Genomic DNA, 12,696 nt, shown 5'->3' on the forward strand with positions numbered 1-12,696 from the left:
AGGTTTCGCACCCTCGGGTCGCGGTTAATGGGACGCTCTGACCGGGAGGACCCACCAGCTCGGGAAACGCGTGGAGGTGACCCATGCGCGTCGGCCTAGTGTGCGCGCATTCCGGACCGTCGCGGCCCGTCGACGGTCCGGTCGTCGGCACGCGCGAGCACATCGCGCGGGTCGCCGCCGAACTGGCCGGCCGGGGCCACGACGTGCACGTGTACGAGCGCCGCGACGATCCGGCGCTGCCGGCGACGCTGGAGCTGGACGGCTACCGGGTGGAGCGGGCCGCCGTCGGCCCGGCCGCCCCGACGCCCACCGCCGAGTTGGTCCCGCACGTGGCCGAGTTGGGCCGCTGGCTTGCCGACCGGTGGTCCGGCGAGTGGGCCCCGGACGTGGTGCACGGGCACTACTGGGTCGGCGGGCTGGCCGCCGCACAGGCCGTACGGGAGACCGACATCCCGGTCGTGCAGACCTTCCACTCCCTCGGCGTGGAGCAGCTTCGCCACCTCGGCCCCCAGTACGACGGCCCAGGCACCCGGATCCCGCTGGAGCGGGCCCTGACCCGGGCGGTGGACATCGCGGTCGCCCAGTGCAACGACGAGGTCGACGAGCTGACCCGGATGGGGCTGCAACGCACCTCGGTGGCGATGGTGCCCGCCGGGGTGGACATCGAGCACTTCCACCCCGACGGGGAGGCGGCCCCGCGCGACCAGCGCCCCCGGATCCTCTCCGTCGGCGGCCTGTCGCCCGGGCACGGGCAGGAGGATCTGATCCGCGCGATGCGGCTGGTCGGCGACGCCGAGCTGGTGATCGCCGGTGGTCCACCGGTCGACCAGCTCACGCGCCACGCCGAGGCCCGCCGCATGCGTGAGCTGGCCGAGCGTACCGGCGTGGCCGACCAGGTGAAGCTCGTCGGCGCGGTGCCGCACGACCAGATGGCCACCTGGTACCGCTCGGCCGACGTGGTGGCCTGCACCCCGCACTACTCCTCGGCCGGCCGGGTGTCGCTGGAGGCGATGGCCTGCGGCGTGCCGGTCGTCGGGTACGCCATGGGCGGCATCGCCGACGCCGTGGTCGACGAGGTCACCGGGAAGCTGGTGCCGCCCGGCGACGTCCGGGCCCTGGGGGTGACCCTGCGCCGGCTGCTCGCCGACAACGCCGGCCGGTTCGCCTACGGGCACGCCGCGGTGGACCGGGTGCGGTGCAGCTACACCTGGGAGCGGACGGCCGGCGCGTTGGAGCGGCTCTACGAGCGGGTGGTCGGCCGACGCCGGCCGGTCGAGGCGGCGTAGCGGTCGAGGCGGCTGCCCAGCGGCCGGGGCCGGGCCGGGGAGCGGCTGCTCAGCGGCGGGGGCCGGGCCGGGGAGCGGCTGCTCAGCGGCGGGGGCCGGGCCGGGGAGCGGCTGCTCAGCGGCGGGGGTGGGCCGGGGCGGCGGGCAGTATCGCCCGGTCGCGTTCCCGAACCAGCTCGTGGTGGTGCTGTGGCTCGGCGTACCTGGTCAGGCCGATCACCGCGGCCAGCGTGGTCAGGAAGCCGAGCGCGGCCAGCCACTCCCGGCCGGGCCAGATCTTGTCGTTGAGCAGCAGCAGCCCCACGATCGCGGCGGGCACCGCCCCGGCCGCGTCCATCGCGGCGACCGCCGCCGTGGTCGAGCCGCGCTGCATGGCCAGGCCGAGCAGCAGCTGGCCGACCACCGAGTGGGCCACCAGCAGGTAGAGCAGCGGGTCGCGGACGAACCCCTCCACGCTCGTCACGGCGGCCAGCGGGCGGGCGGCCACCGCGGCGGCCGAGAAGGCCAGCCCGGCCAGCGAGCCGAGCGCCACCGACCCGGGTGCGCCGTGTAGCCGTACCGCGAAGAAGCCGACCACGGCGATCACCGCCAGGGCCACGGCCAGCGCGACCAGGCCGGCGGTGCCGAGCGGCCCGGACTGGGCCGGCTGCGCCGACAGGACCAGCCCCGCGATCCCGGCGAAGAGCAGCACCAGCAGCCCCACCTCGGCGGTGGGCAGCCGCCACTTCAGCACCAGCACGCCGAGGATGGCGGTCACCCCCAGCCCGGCCGCCACGCTCGCCTGGACCAGGAACAGCGGCAGGTCCCGCCGGGCCAGGAAGGCCAGCACGAAGCCGCCCACCTGGCAGGCCACGCCGATCAGGTACGTGCGGTGGCCGGCCAGCCGCAGCAGCAGCCCGGGATCGAAGTTGTGGTGCAGGGTGGTCCGCGCCGCGGCGACGGACTGCAGGAGGTTGGCGATGCCGTACGCGACGATCATCGCCGCCAGGAAGCACCAACCGGAGGACACCACCTGGCGAGGATAGAGGCTGACGGCGCTCAGCGCGCGGGGGGCCGACCCAGCCTCGCGAGGATGTCGGCGTGCAGCGACCCGTTGCTGGCCACCGCGCTGTGCTCCCCGGACGCGCCGCCACCGGGCGCGGGCCGGCCGGTGAGGTCGGTGATCGTCCCACCCGCCTCGGTGACGATCGGCACCAGCGCGGCGACGTCCCACAGGGACAGCTCCGGCTCGACCATCACGTCCAGCGCCCCCTCGGCCAGCAGCATGTAGCCGTAGAAGTCGCCGTACGCCCGGCTGCGCCAGGTGTCCCGCATGAGCTGGAGCACCGGCTCCAGCAGGCCGGCGTCCTCCCAGCCGGACAGGGACGAGTAGCAGAAGCTGGCATCGGCGAGCCGGCCCACCCCGGAGACCCGGATCGGGGCGCCGTGCGCGGCGTCCGGGCCGGCGTACGCGCCCTCGCCGACCGCACCCCACCAGCGCCGGCCCAGGGCCGGGGCGGAGACCAGCCCGAGCACCGGCCGGTCCCCCTCCAGCAGGGCGATCAGGGTGGCCCAGACCGGCACCCCCCGGACGAAGTTCTTCGTCCCGTCGATCGGGTCGAGCACCCAGCGCCGCCCGGCGGGCCCGGCGGCGGGCTGCTCGCCGTACTCCTCGCCGAGCAGGCCGTCGCCGGGGCGCCGCTCGGCCAGCAGCGCGCGGATCTCCCGCTCGACGGCCGTGTCGGCGTCGGAGACCGGGGTCAGGTCCGGCTTCGTCTCGACCCGCAGGTCGAGGGCGCGGAACCGGGCCGCCGAGATGGCGTCCGCCCGGTCGGCGAGCAGGTGGGCGAGGGCGAGGTCGTCGGCGTACCCGGTCATGCCGCAGACGGTAGCGGCGGCCGGGTCGCGCCCCGTCGCGCGGGTCGCGCCCGGCTCGCGGCTCACGACCCGGCGAGCGGGTCGCCGGGATTGCGCTGGTCGGGCTCGCGCGCGTCGCCATCCCCGGACCGGGAGGCCAGCAGCCGGCGGTACGAGGCCAGCCGGCGGGCGTCGGCCCTGCCGGCGGCCACCCAGGCGTCCAGTGCGCAGTCGGCCTCGTCGGCGGTGTGCTGGCAGTTCGCCGGGCAGTCGACCGTCCCCTCCACCAGGTCGGGGAAGCCGTGCAGCAGGCTGTTCGCCGAGACGTGCGCCAGCCCGAAGCTGCGCACCCCGGGGGTGTCGACGATCCAGCCCGTGGCGGTGGCTGACGCGCCGGACCGGAGTGCGCCCGGGCGGGGCAGCAGCCGCAGGGCCACCGCGCTGGTCGAGGTGTGCCGGCCCCGGCCGATCGCGCTGACCACGCCCACCGCCCGGTCGGCGTCCGGGACGAGGCGGTTGACCAGCGTCGACTTGCCCACCCCCGAGTGCCCGACCATGACCGACACCCGGCCGGTCAGCAGGTCCCGCAGCGCGTCGAGGTCGGAGTCGGGCCGGATCAGCACGTACGGCAGCTCCAGCTCGGCGTAGTACCCGAGCACCTGCTCGGGGCCGGCCAGGTCGGCCTTGGTCAGGCAGAGCAGTGGCTCGATGTCCGCGTCGTACGCAGCCACCAGGCAGCGGTCGATGAATCCGGTGCGCGGCGGCGGGTCGGCCAGCGCGCTGACGATCACGAGTTGGTCGGCGTTGGCCACCACGACCCGCTCCAGCCGCCCCTCGGCGGTGGTCTCGTCGTCGTCGGCGGTGCGCCGCAGCACCGAGCTGCGCTCGGCGATCCGGACGATCCGGGCCAGCGCCCCGGCCGCCCCGGAGGTGTCGCCGACCAGGCCCACCCGGTCGCCCACCACCACGGACTTACGGCCCAGCTCCCGGGCCCGCATCGCGGTGACGAGCGGCGCGTCCGGGCCGGGGTCGGGCAGCACACAGGTGTAGCGGCCCCGGTCGACGGCGATCACGAAACCGTCGACGGCGTCGGCGTGCTGGGGCCTCGTCCGGGTGCGTGGGCGCGAGGACTTCCCGGGCCGGACCCGCACGTCGTCCTCGTCGTACTCCCGCCGTTTGGTCGCCAGGACGTCCCCCCGCCGTGTCAGCTCTTTCCGGTCACCATCGCCGACCATAGCGCCGGAAACTCCGGCATGGTCTTCGAGGTGCACGACACGTCGTCAAGTTCGACGCCGGGGACGGCGAGCCCGGTCACCGCGGCGGCGTGCGCCATCCGGTGGTCGTGGTACGTGCGGAACGTTCCGCCGCGCAACGGGCGGGGGCGGATCTCCAGCCCGTCGGCGGACTCGGCGATGTCCGCGCCGAGGCCGGCGAACTCGCGGGCGAGCGCGGCGATCCGGTCGGTCTCGTGTCCCCGGATGTGCGCGACGCCGGTGAATCGGGACGGCGAGTCGGCGAGCATGGCGAGCGCGGTCAGCGCCGGGGTCAGCTCGCTGACGTCGGAGAGGTCGGCGTCGATCCCGTGCACGGTGCCGGTGCCGCGCACGGTCAGGCCGGTGGTGGTGAGGGTCACCTCGCCGCCCATCCGGGACAGCAGGGCGCGGAGCTGCTCGACCGGCTGGGCGCTGCTGCGTGGCCAGCCCCGCAGCGTCACCTCACCGCCGGTGATCAGCGCGGCGGCGAAGAACGGCACCGCGCCCGAGAGGTCCGGCTCGATCTCCCAGCCCCGCCCGGTCAGCGGACCCGGTTCGACGGCCCAGACGTCGGCGACGCTGTCGTCGACGGCCGCCCCGGCGGCCCGGAGCATCTGCACGGTCATCCGCAGGTGCGGCGCGGACGGGACCGGCGGGCCGACGTGCCGGACCACCACGCCCCGGTCGAAGCGGGGAGCGGCGAGCAGCAGGCCGGAGACGAGCTGGCTGGAGGCGGAGGCGTCGATCACCACCTCGCCGCCGGTCACCCGGCCGGTGCCGAACACGGTCAGCGGCAGGCTGCCGTTGGTCGGGGTGTCGACCCGCACCCCGAGGCTGCGCAGCGCCCCGATCAGCGGGCCGAGTGGCCGGGTGCGGGCGTGCGGGTCGCCGTCGAAGGTGACCCGCCCGTCGGCGAGACCGGCGACGGGCGGCACGAACCGCATGATGGTGCCGGCCAGGCCGACGTCGACGTGCGCCGGGCCGACCAGCGGGTGCGGCCGGACCAGCCACCGGTCGTCGTCCGCGATCGACATGTGCGCGCCGAGTGCCCGTAGCCCGCCGGCCATCAGCTCGGTGTCCCGCGCCCGCAGTGGCCCGGCCAGCGTGGAAGGACCGCTGGCCAGCGCGCTGAGCACCAGCGCGCGGGCGGTCATCGACTTGGAGCCGGGCAGTCGCAGCGTGGCCACCACCGGGTCGGACGCGGTCGGAGCGGTCCACGGCCTCAGCGGCCGGGTCGCGGTCGGAATCCCCACGGCTCACATTCTGCCGCCTCCCGGCCCCGGTGCGACGGGCCGGCGGGTCCGCTCCCGGTTGGCGGGACAGCCGAACGCGACGCGGGACGTTAGCGTGTGCCGCATGTGCGGGAGGTACGCGACGACCCGGAGCGCGGGTGACCTGAGCGGGTTGTTCGAGTCGTACGACGAGACCGACGACCGCGTCCGGTCGAGCCACAACGTGGCGCCCACCTCCGCCGTGCCGATGGTCCGGCTCTCCGCCGAGGGGCACCGTGCCCTGTCCGCCGGCCGCTGGGGGTTCCTGCCGCCCTGGTCGCGCTCGCCGGGCGACGGGGCCCGGATGATCAATGCGCGGGCCGAGACGGTGGCCACCAGCCGGGCGTACGCGCCCGCGTTCGCCCGCCGCCGCTGCCTGGTCCCCGCCGACGGCTGGTACGAGTGGGTCCGGCGGCCGGAGGGCGGCCGGCAGGCCTACTACATGACCCCGGCCGACGCCTCGGTGCTCGCCCTGGCGGGCATCTGGACGACCTGGGAGGGCCCGGCCGGGCCGGTGCTGACGTTCAGCGTGCTGACCACCGCAGCCGTCGGTGAACTGGCCGAGGTGCACGAGCGGATGCCGTTGCTGCTGCCCCGGGAGCGTTGGGCGTCCTGGCTGGGCCCCGTGGACGACCCGGCCGCGCTGCTCGCCCCGCCCGCCGTCGGGTGGCTGGCCGGCCTGGAGATCCGGCCGGTCGGGCCAGCGGTCGGCAACGTGCGCAACGACGGGCCGGAACTGACCGCCCGGGTGCCGGCGCAGGCCGTGCCGACCGGGGACATGACGCTTTTCTGACAGCCGGCGAAGCACATTGTCGTGCACTGATTCGCCAGGGTTGCGGTGAATCGTCGCCCGCTGTTTAGGACTTCTTCATACGAAGCTCTTGTCTCCGTGTCCCAAAGTGCGATACAACACAGCGCCGGTAGTGGACGACGATTCGCACGGTGCGAACGACGTTCATCGATCACGCCGGTCCCACGGGGGAGGTGGGTGGATGACACGGGCGCGTATGCCCCGCCCGCATGAGGTGGCCGCCGCACGACGAGATCCGCGACTGCTGCGGGCGCTGCGTGAACGGCAACAGGACGAAGCCTGGCGAACCAGAGGGACCTGCCAGAGCGTGGATCCGGAGACATTCTTTCCGGCGCCCAACGAACCGGCCGACGCGGCGGTGGCCCTCTGTCGCAGTTGCGATGTGCAGGGGCCCTGCCTGGCCTGGGCGTTGGATGTCGGCGACTGCCACGGCGTCTGGGGCGGCACCACGCCGCGCGAACGCCGGGCGATGCTGGTGGCCTGGCGCAGCGAGGTGGACCCGGACCCGGGCGCGGCCGACGAGGCCGGCCCGCCGGTGCGGGACCGGCTGCTCACCCTGGTCCCGCTGAGCTGACCCAGCCGGCCGTCCTTCCGTCCGGACGGGAGGACGGCCGCGCTCGGCGTACGGGCCGGGGCGGTCCCCGGGCCGCGCTCGGCCGACCCCGCAGAATGGGTCCGTGCGCCATGACGAGGAGATCGGGACACCACGTGGGCCGGCCCGGGTCGACACCGACCTGCCGGCCGGTCCGCCGTTCGCCCTGCTGGTGCTCGGGCACGGGGCGGGCGGCGACGTCGACGCGCCCGACCTGGTCGCGGTCCGGGACGCGGCGGTGGCCGCCGGGGTGGCGGTGGTCCGGGTGACCCAGCCGTACCGGGTCGCCGGCCGGCGTGCCCCGGCCCCCGCCGGGCACCTCGACGAGGCGTGGACGGCGGTCGTGGCCGAGGTGCGCCGGCGGCACCCCGCGGGGCCCGCGCTGGTGGTCGGCGGCCGGTCCAGCGGCGCCCGGGTGGCCTGCCGTACCGCCGTGGCCGTCGGCGCCGACGCGGTGCTTGCGCTGGCCTTCCCGCTGCACCCGCCGGGTCGGCCGGAGCGCTCCCGGGCGGCGGAGCTGGCCACCGGGCTGCCGACGCTGGTTGTCAACGGCGACCGCGATCCCTTCGGCGTGCCCGCTGCGGGGCCGCCGGTCCGGGTGGTGGTCCGCCCCGGCGAGCGGCACGACCTGCGCGCCGATCCGGCCGGCACGGCCGGCGTCGTGGTCGACTGGCTGCGCGGGCGGGGCTGGGCGTCGTCCTGACCCGCGCCCGGTCGTGGCGGGCGGGGCCGGCGCGGCCGTGACCGGGGCACGGCACGCGTCGTTGTTTCCGTTGGTGTCGGATGCCGATTCGGGTGACCGGCGCCGTCCCGCCCAGGCCCTTCCTGGTCCCAGCGCCGGCGTCCGCCGGGGCCGGGGCCAGGAACGGGGGCCGGTCGCCCGGAATGCCGGGCCCGGCGGTCCGTGTTACCTCCCATGGACGAAATTTCTGCTTCAGGGGGGGTGTGACCGGTGCCGACCGAGACACGGAGCCGGGAACGGGACGAACGGGAGGCGGGGCAGCTCAGACGACTGCTCGACGCACCGGAGTGGCCCGTCGGCGCGCGGCCGGAGGGTCCGGCGGCGGTGAGGACCAGCACACCGGCCGGAACCGAATCTGCGCCGGGGTCCTGGCGCGTATCCTCGGCGGGAAAGCATCCGACGCGAGGGGATGTGCGGTTGACCACCGAGAAGACGGACGAACGCAGGGCCCGCTTCGAGCGGGACGCGATGCCCTTCGTCGATCAGCTCTACGCCGCCGGGCTGCGCATGACGCGCAATCCGGCGGACGCGGAGGACCTGGTCCAGGAGACGTACCTGAAGGCGTATGCGGCCTTCCACCAGTTCGAACAGGGCACCAACCTGAAGGCCTGGCTGTATCGGATCCTGACCAACACCTACATCAATTCCTACCGCAAGCGGCAGCGCCAGCCGATTCAGGCGCCCACCGAGGAGATCACCGACTGGCAGCTCGCCGCGGTCGAGTCGCACACCTCCAGCGGCCTCCGCTCGGCCGAGACCGAGGCGCTGGACAAACTGCCCGACAGCGACGTCAAGGAGGCCCTCCAGCAGTTGCCGGAGGAGTTCCGGATGGCGGTCTATCTCACCGATGTCGAAGGCTTCTCCTACAAGGAGGTGGCCGACATAATGGGCACCCCCATCGGCACGGTGATGTCGCGGTTGCACCGCGGCCGACGTAATCTGCGCAAGCTGCTCGAACGGTACGCCGCCGAGCGCGGGTTCTCCGCCGCGCAGCCGGCCAAGGGTTCGACCGCCGCCGCCGGCCGGGAGGTGTGACGTGAGCTGTGGGAAGCCGCACAGGACGGATTGCCGTGAGGTGCTCGCCGAGGTCTACCTCTACCTGGACCTGGAGTGTGCCGAGGAGCGTCGCCTGCTGATCAGACACCACCTCGACGAGTGCGGGCCCTGCCTACGCGAGTACGGCCTCGAACAGGAGGTGAAGGCGCTGGTGGCCCGGTGCTGCGGCAACGAGACCGCGCCGGAGCAGCTGCGCGAACGGCTGCGGGTCCGCCTTACCGAGCTGGTCGTCTTCGAGACGAGGGAGTCGCGCGAGCTGGCGGACTGACCCGGCGGGGTTACGCGCCGCAACGAAACGACGGTGGTCCGGGTCGATCGACCCGGACCACCGTCGTTCTCCGGCCCCCGCTGGGCGGGTGGACCGGGCCGCTGGACGGTCGGCGGGCAGGCCGCCGCGCCGGTCAGGAGTTGGGGCGCTTGCCGTGGTTCGCCTTGTTCTTCTTCCGGGCCTTCTTCTTCCGGGACTTCTTCGCCATGTCGACCTCCTCAGGTGCTGGTCACTTCCGCCCGCGCGAGAGCGCGGCGGTGGTCGGATACCGGCCCTCGGGCGCCCGCGGGCCGACCCGCTGATGCTAGTGCGGGCGGCGTCCGCCGTGGTCCGCCGGGGCGGTGCTGGCGCCGCGCCCGCCCGGGTCGCCCCTGTTTCGTCGACTCGGCGTGCCGCGTGTCGCCCGCTCACGCCCGCTCCGGCCCCGGGGCGGGCCGGAGCATGATTGGATACCGATCGCAGAGACGCCGGTGGAGAGGGAGGGCCGACATGGCCGAGGAGATCCGCGCCGAGATGGTGGCCAACGTGTGGAAGATCGTCGTGTCGGCCGGGGACGCCGTCTCCGAGGGGGACACGTTGGTGATCCTTGAGTCGATGAAGATGGAGATTCCGGTCGTCGCCGAGTCCGACGGCGTCATCGAACAGCTCGCGGTCAACGAGGGCGATGTGGTGCAGGACGGCGACCTGATCGCGGTGATCGGTTGAGCGGCGTGCTGGTCCGGCGGGCCGCCGCGGCCGACTTCGCGGCGGCGGCCCGGCTGACCGTGGCCGCGTACGAGGCCGACGGGCAGCTCAAGGGGGAGAACGGCTACGCGGTCGCGCTCGCCGACGTGGCGACCCGGGCGATGAGCGGCGAGGTGCTGGTCGCCGTGGACGAGGCCACCGGGGAGCTGCTCGGGTCGGTCACGTTCGTGCTGCCCGGCACCCCGTACGCCGAGATCTGTGGGCCCGGTGAGGCCGAGTTCCGGATGCTCGCGGTGGACCCGGCCGCGCAGGGCCGGGGCGCCGGTGCGGCGCTGGTGCGGGCCTGCCTGTCCCGGGCCGCCGAACTGGGCTGCTCGGCGGTGGTGATCTGTGTCCGCGACGGGTTCGCCGAGGTCGGCCGGAGGCTCTACGAGCGGCTGGGCTTCGTCCGCACGCCGGAGCGGGACTGGTCCCCGCTGCCCGGGGTGGAACTGCTCGGCCTGCGCCGGGAACTGCCCGTGGCGACCCCTGAGGGTTGATCCGCGACTGTCCGCCCGGCAGCAGCAACGCCCCCCAACAACCCCACCACCAGGGCTCGGGGCTGCGCGCTCAGCCCTCGCCGATCTTGGCGAGCAACTCGTCGGCCACCTCCAGGGCGAGCTTGCGCCGCTCGGCGTTGGTGACCTGCGGGCCGTGGATACCGAACCAACTGCTGTGTACGGCGTACAGGGCCACTGCGGCGCGTAGTTGGGCGGCCGGTGAGTCGTCGCCCCGGGCCAGCGCCAGGGCCAGCCGCATCATCCGGTCATGCATCCGCTGCCCTGCGGTGAGGCTCTTCAGCACGGTCTGGTTCTGTTCGAAGAAGCGCATCACCGAGTGCTCCTCGGTGGCGAACATCGTGTCGGCGTACCGGGCGATCAGCTCCTGCCGGGTCGCCAGCGTGGCCGGCCGCCCCTCGGCCCAGGCGATCAGCGCGTCCATCCGGTCCAGCCGGTCGTGGACGAAGCTGCTGACGATCTCGTCCTTGCTCTTGAAGTGGTAGTAGAGCGCGGCCTTGGTCACGTTGACTCGTTCGGCGATCTCGCGCAGCGAGGTCTTCTCGTACCCGTGTTCGGTGAAGAGTTCCAGGGCCACGGTCTTGATGCGCTCCCGCGTGCCGCCTGTGCTCTCCGTCACCGTTCTACCACCCAACTTGTTGACGTCGTCTTGCTGTCCAACCTACCGTGCGGCTAGTAGGCTGACCGGCCGGCAAGTAAGCCAGTCACATCTCGGGGAGCCTACTGATGACTCAGGCGCAACAGCAGACTGCGGAGCGACGACCCAACATCCGGGTGGTGCTCTTCGGCCTGATGATCGCGATGATGCTCGCGATGCTCGACAACATGATCGTCAGCACCGCGCTGCCGCGGATCGTTGGCGAGTTCGGCGGGGTGGACCACTTCACCTGGGTGGTCACCGCGTACGTACTGGGTACCACGGTCTCCACCCCGATCTGGGGCAAGCTCGGCGACATCTACGGCCGCAAGGTCGTCTTCCTGACCTCGGTGGTCGTCTTCCTGGTCGGCTCGGCGCTGTGCGGCATGGCCGGCTCCGGGCTGTTCGGCGGGGCGGACAGCGGCATGGTCGAGCTGATCGCCTTCCGGGCGGTCCAGGGCCTCGGCGCGGGCGGGCTGATGGTCGGCGTGATGGCGATCATCGGCGACCTGGTCCCACCCCGGGACCGGGGCCGCTACCAGGGCATGATCGCCGGCATCATGGCCATCGCCATGGTCGCCGGCCCGCTGGTCGGCGGGTTCATCACGGACAACCTCTCCTGGCGCTGGGCGTTCTACGTCAACCTGCCGCTCGGCGGCGTCGCGCTGGTGCTGCTCGCCACCACCATGCACCTGCCGAAGTACCGCACCGAGCACCGGATCGACTGGCTCGGCGCGGGGCTGCTCTCGGTCGGCATCACCGCGATCGTGTTGATCACCACCTGGGGCGGGAACTCCTACGACTGGGTCTCCCCGCAGATCCTCGGCCTGGCGGCGCTGGCCCTGGTCACCCTCGTCGTGTTCGGCCTCGTCGAGCGGCGCGCCCCCGAGCCGATCCTGCCTCTGAGGCTCTTCGCCAACCGCAACTTCGCGCTGATCTCGGCGATCGGTTTCCTGCTCGGCTTCGCCATGTTCGGCGCGATGAACTTCCTGCCGCTGTACCAGCAGACCGTCCAGGGCGCCTCGGCCACCAACAGCGGCCTGCTGCTGCTCCCGCTGATGTTCGGCATGCTGGTGGTCTCGCTGGCGGTCGGCCGGGCGATCACCAGGACCGGCCGGTACCGGATGTTCCCGATCGTCGGCGGCGTGGTGATGGCCGCCGGCATGCTGCTGCTGACCCGCCTGGACGTCGGCACCGGCAAGGTGGAGTCCTCGATCTACATGATCGCCCTTGGCGTCGGCATGGGCTTCCTCATGCAGACCTCGATGCTGATCGCGCAGAACAGCGTCGAGCAGAAGGACCTCGGCGCGGCCAGCGGCGCGGCCACCTTCTTCCGCTCCATCGGCGGCTCGTTCGGCATCTCGCTGTTCGGCGCGATCTTCGCCAACCGGCTCGCCGACTCGTCCGCCGGGTCCGCGTTCAGCGGCGGAGGAGGCGAAGGCGGCCAGCTCGACCTGGACAAGCTCAAGGAGTTGCCGGCGCAGGCCCGGGAGTTGGTGCTCGGTGGCCTCTCCGACGCCATCTCGTACGTCTTCTGGTGGGCGATGCTGTTCACCGTCCTGGTGCCGGCGCTCGCCTGGTTCATCCGGGAGGTCCCGCTGCGCTCGACCAACGACACCCCGCCGGCCGGGGCCACCGGGGAGGATCAGGCGGAGGTCGCCCTCGGCCGGGCCCCCACGGCCTGACCGCCGCCCGCCCCGCCG

15 protein-coding genes are annotated in these 12,696 nt (G+C 73.6%); 9 read left to right on the forward strand and 6 right to left on the reverse strand.

From position 1 onward, the window contains the following. Positions 1-83 precede the first annotated feature (83 nt). Positions 84-1,286 (forward strand): glycosyltransferase, encoded by a 1,203-nt coding sequence (locus tag ACFYZF_RS03530; RefSeq protein ID WP_387015482.1) that lies wholly within the window; start codon positions 84-86, stop codon positions 1,284-1,286. Positions 1,287-1,401: 115 nt separating this feature from the next. Here ACFYZF_RS03530 and ACFYZF_RS03535 read toward each other — a convergent pair whose 3' ends face one another. The 4 genes from ACFYZF_RS03535 to aroA all read right to left on the reverse strand — a co-directional run bounded on the left by ACFYZF_RS03535 (position 1,402) and on the right by aroA (position 5,628). Beyond that, positions 1,402-2,265, reverse strand: coding sequence for a hypothetical protein (locus ACFYZF_RS03535; protein ID WP_387016045.1), 864 nt, complete (start codon positions 2,263-2,265; stop codon positions 1,402-1,404). A 59-nt stretch (positions 2,266-2,324) separates the two neighbouring features. Next, positions 2,325-3,143 carry a histidinol-phosphatase gene (gene hisN / locus ACFYZF_RS03540; RefSeq protein WP_387015484.1) on the reverse strand — a complete coding sequence of 273 codons (819 nt, stop codon included), beginning with the start codon at positions 3,141-3,143 and terminating at the stop codon, positions 2,325-2,327. Positions 3,144-3,205: 62 nt separating this feature from the next. Beyond that, on the reverse strand, positions 3,206-4,357 hold the full coding sequence (rsgA, locus tag ACFYZF_RS03545; protein ID WP_387015487.1) for a ribosome small subunit-dependent GTPase A: 1,152 nt from the start codon (positions 4,355-4,357) through the stop codon (positions 3,206-3,208). Next, positions 4,327-5,628 (reverse strand): 3-phosphoshikimate 1-carboxyvinyltransferase, encoded by a 1,302-nt coding sequence (gene aroA / locus ACFYZF_RS03550; protein ID WP_387015490.1) that lies wholly within the window; start codon positions 5,626-5,628, stop codon positions 4,327-4,329. The genes rsgA and aroA overlap by 31 nt, the downstream gene beginning before the upstream one ends. 103 nt (positions 5,629-5,731) lie before the next feature. Here aroA and ACFYZF_RS03555 point away from each other — a divergent pair, with 103 nt between their 5' ends. The 5 genes from ACFYZF_RS03555 to rsrA all read left to right on the forward strand — a co-directional run bounded on the left by ACFYZF_RS03555 (position 5,732) and on the right by rsrA (position 9,115). After that, a complete protein-coding gene (locus ACFYZF_RS03555) occupies positions 5,732-6,439 on the forward strand; it encodes an SOS response-associated peptidase (protein WP_387015491.1) in 708 nt (235 codons plus the stop codon). 199 nt (positions 6,440-6,638) lie between these two features. Then, positions 6,639-7,031, forward strand: a complete 393-nt coding sequence (locus ACFYZF_RS03560; RefSeq protein WP_350886993.1) for a WhiB family transcriptional regulator — start codon at positions 6,639-6,641, stop codon at positions 7,029-7,031. A 103-nt stretch (positions 7,032-7,134) separates the two neighbouring features. After that, positions 7,135-7,752 (forward strand): alpha/beta family hydrolase, encoded by a 618-nt coding sequence (locus ACFYZF_RS03565; protein ID WP_387015495.1) that lies wholly within the window; start codon positions 7,135-7,137, stop codon positions 7,750-7,752. Positions 7,753-8,001: 249 nt separating this feature from the next. After that, complete coding sequence (locus ACFYZF_RS03570) at positions 8,002-8,826, forward strand: sigma-70 family RNA polymerase sigma factor (RefSeq protein WP_387015497.1); 825 nt, start codon at positions 8,002-8,004, stop codon at positions 8,824-8,826. 1 nt (position 8,827) lies between these two features. After that, positions 8,828-9,115 carry a mycothiol system anti-sigma-R factor gene (rsrA, locus tag ACFYZF_RS03575; protein WP_387015500.1) on the forward strand — a complete coding sequence of 96 codons (288 nt, stop codon included), beginning with the start codon at positions 8,828-8,830 and terminating at the stop codon, positions 9,113-9,115. Positions 9,116-9,248: 133 nt separating this feature from the next. Here the strand turns inward: rsrA and ACFYZF_RS03580 are convergent, their stop codons facing one another. Then, positions 9,249-9,323 (reverse strand): 50S ribosomal protein bL37, encoded by a 75-nt coding sequence (locus ACFYZF_RS03580; protein WP_387016047.1) that lies wholly within the window; start codon positions 9,321-9,323, stop codon positions 9,249-9,251. A 281-nt stretch (positions 9,324-9,604) separates the two neighbouring features. Here ACFYZF_RS03580 and ACFYZF_RS03585 point away from each other — a divergent pair, with 281 nt between their 5' ends. Together ACFYZF_RS03585 and ACFYZF_RS03590 are read left to right on the forward strand one after the other, a co-directional pair. Continuing rightward, entirely contained in the window at positions 9,605-9,820 is a 216-nt protein-coding gene (locus tag ACFYZF_RS03585) for a biotin/lipoyl-binding carrier protein (protein WP_161685399.1), read from the forward strand. Next, the gene (locus ACFYZF_RS03590) at positions 9,817-10,338 is read left to right on the forward strand and encodes a GNAT family N-acetyltransferase (RefSeq protein WP_387015503.1); all 522 of its coding nucleotides are present in this window, start codon (positions 9,817-9,819) and stop codon (positions 10,336-10,338) included. Before ACFYZF_RS03585 ends, ACFYZF_RS03590 begins: the two co-directional genes overlap by 4 nt. 70 nt (positions 10,339-10,408) lie before the next feature. Here ACFYZF_RS03590 and ACFYZF_RS03595 read toward each other — a convergent pair whose 3' ends face one another. Further along, positions 10,409-10,975, reverse strand: coding sequence for a TetR/AcrR family transcriptional regulator (locus ACFYZF_RS03595; protein WP_387015506.1), 567 nt, complete (start codon positions 10,973-10,975; stop codon positions 10,409-10,411). 107 nt (positions 10,976-11,082) lie between these two features. Between ACFYZF_RS03595 and ACFYZF_RS03600 the strand changes: the two genes are divergently transcribed. After that, positions 11,083-12,678, forward strand: a complete 1,596-nt coding sequence (locus tag ACFYZF_RS03600) for an MDR family MFS transporter (protein WP_387015508.1) — start codon at positions 11,083-11,085, stop codon at positions 12,676-12,678. Positions 12,679-12,696 lie beyond the last annotated feature (18 nt).

This window comes from Micromonospora sp. NPDC001898, assembly GCF_042891255.1.
GTDB lineage: Bacteria > Actinomycetota > Actinomycetes > Mycobacteriales > Micromonosporaceae > Micromonospora.

What these genes read in the sequence shown, in the direction of transcription:
- ACFYZF_RS03535 (WP_387016045.1), bottom strand. Translation starts at nt 2,265, where the DNA reads ATGATCGTCGCGTACGGCATCGCCAACCTCCTGCAGTCCGTCGCCGCG.
- ACFYZF_RS03560 (WP_350886993.1), top strand. Translation starts at nt 6,639, where the DNA reads ATGACACGGGCGCGTATGCCCCGCCCGCATGAGGTGGCCGCCGCACGA.
- rsgA (WP_387015487.1), bottom strand. Translation starts at nt 4,357, where the DNA reads ATGGTCGGCGATGGTGACCGGAAAGAGCTGACACGGCGGGGGGACGTC.
- ACFYZF_RS03585 (WP_161685399.1), top strand. Translation starts at nt 9,605, where the DNA reads ATGGCCGAGGAGATCCGCGCCGAGATGGTGGCCAACGTGTGGAAGATC.
- ACFYZF_RS03600 (WP_387015508.1), top strand. Translation starts at nt 11,083, where the DNA reads ATGACTCAGGCGCAACAGCAGACTGCGGAGCGACGACCCAACATCCGG.
- ACFYZF_RS03555 (WP_387015491.1), top strand. Translation starts at nt 5,732, where the DNA reads ATGTGCGGGAGGTACGCGACGACCCGGAGCGCGGGTGACCTGAGCGGG.
- hisN (WP_387015484.1), bottom strand. Translation starts at nt 3,143, where the DNA reads ATGACCGGGTACGCCGACGACCTCGCCCTCGCCCACCTGCTCGCCGAC.
- ACFYZF_RS03530 (WP_387015482.1), top strand. Translation starts at nt 84, where the DNA reads ATGCGCGTCGGCCTAGTGTGCGCGCATTCCGGACCGTCGCGGCCCGTC.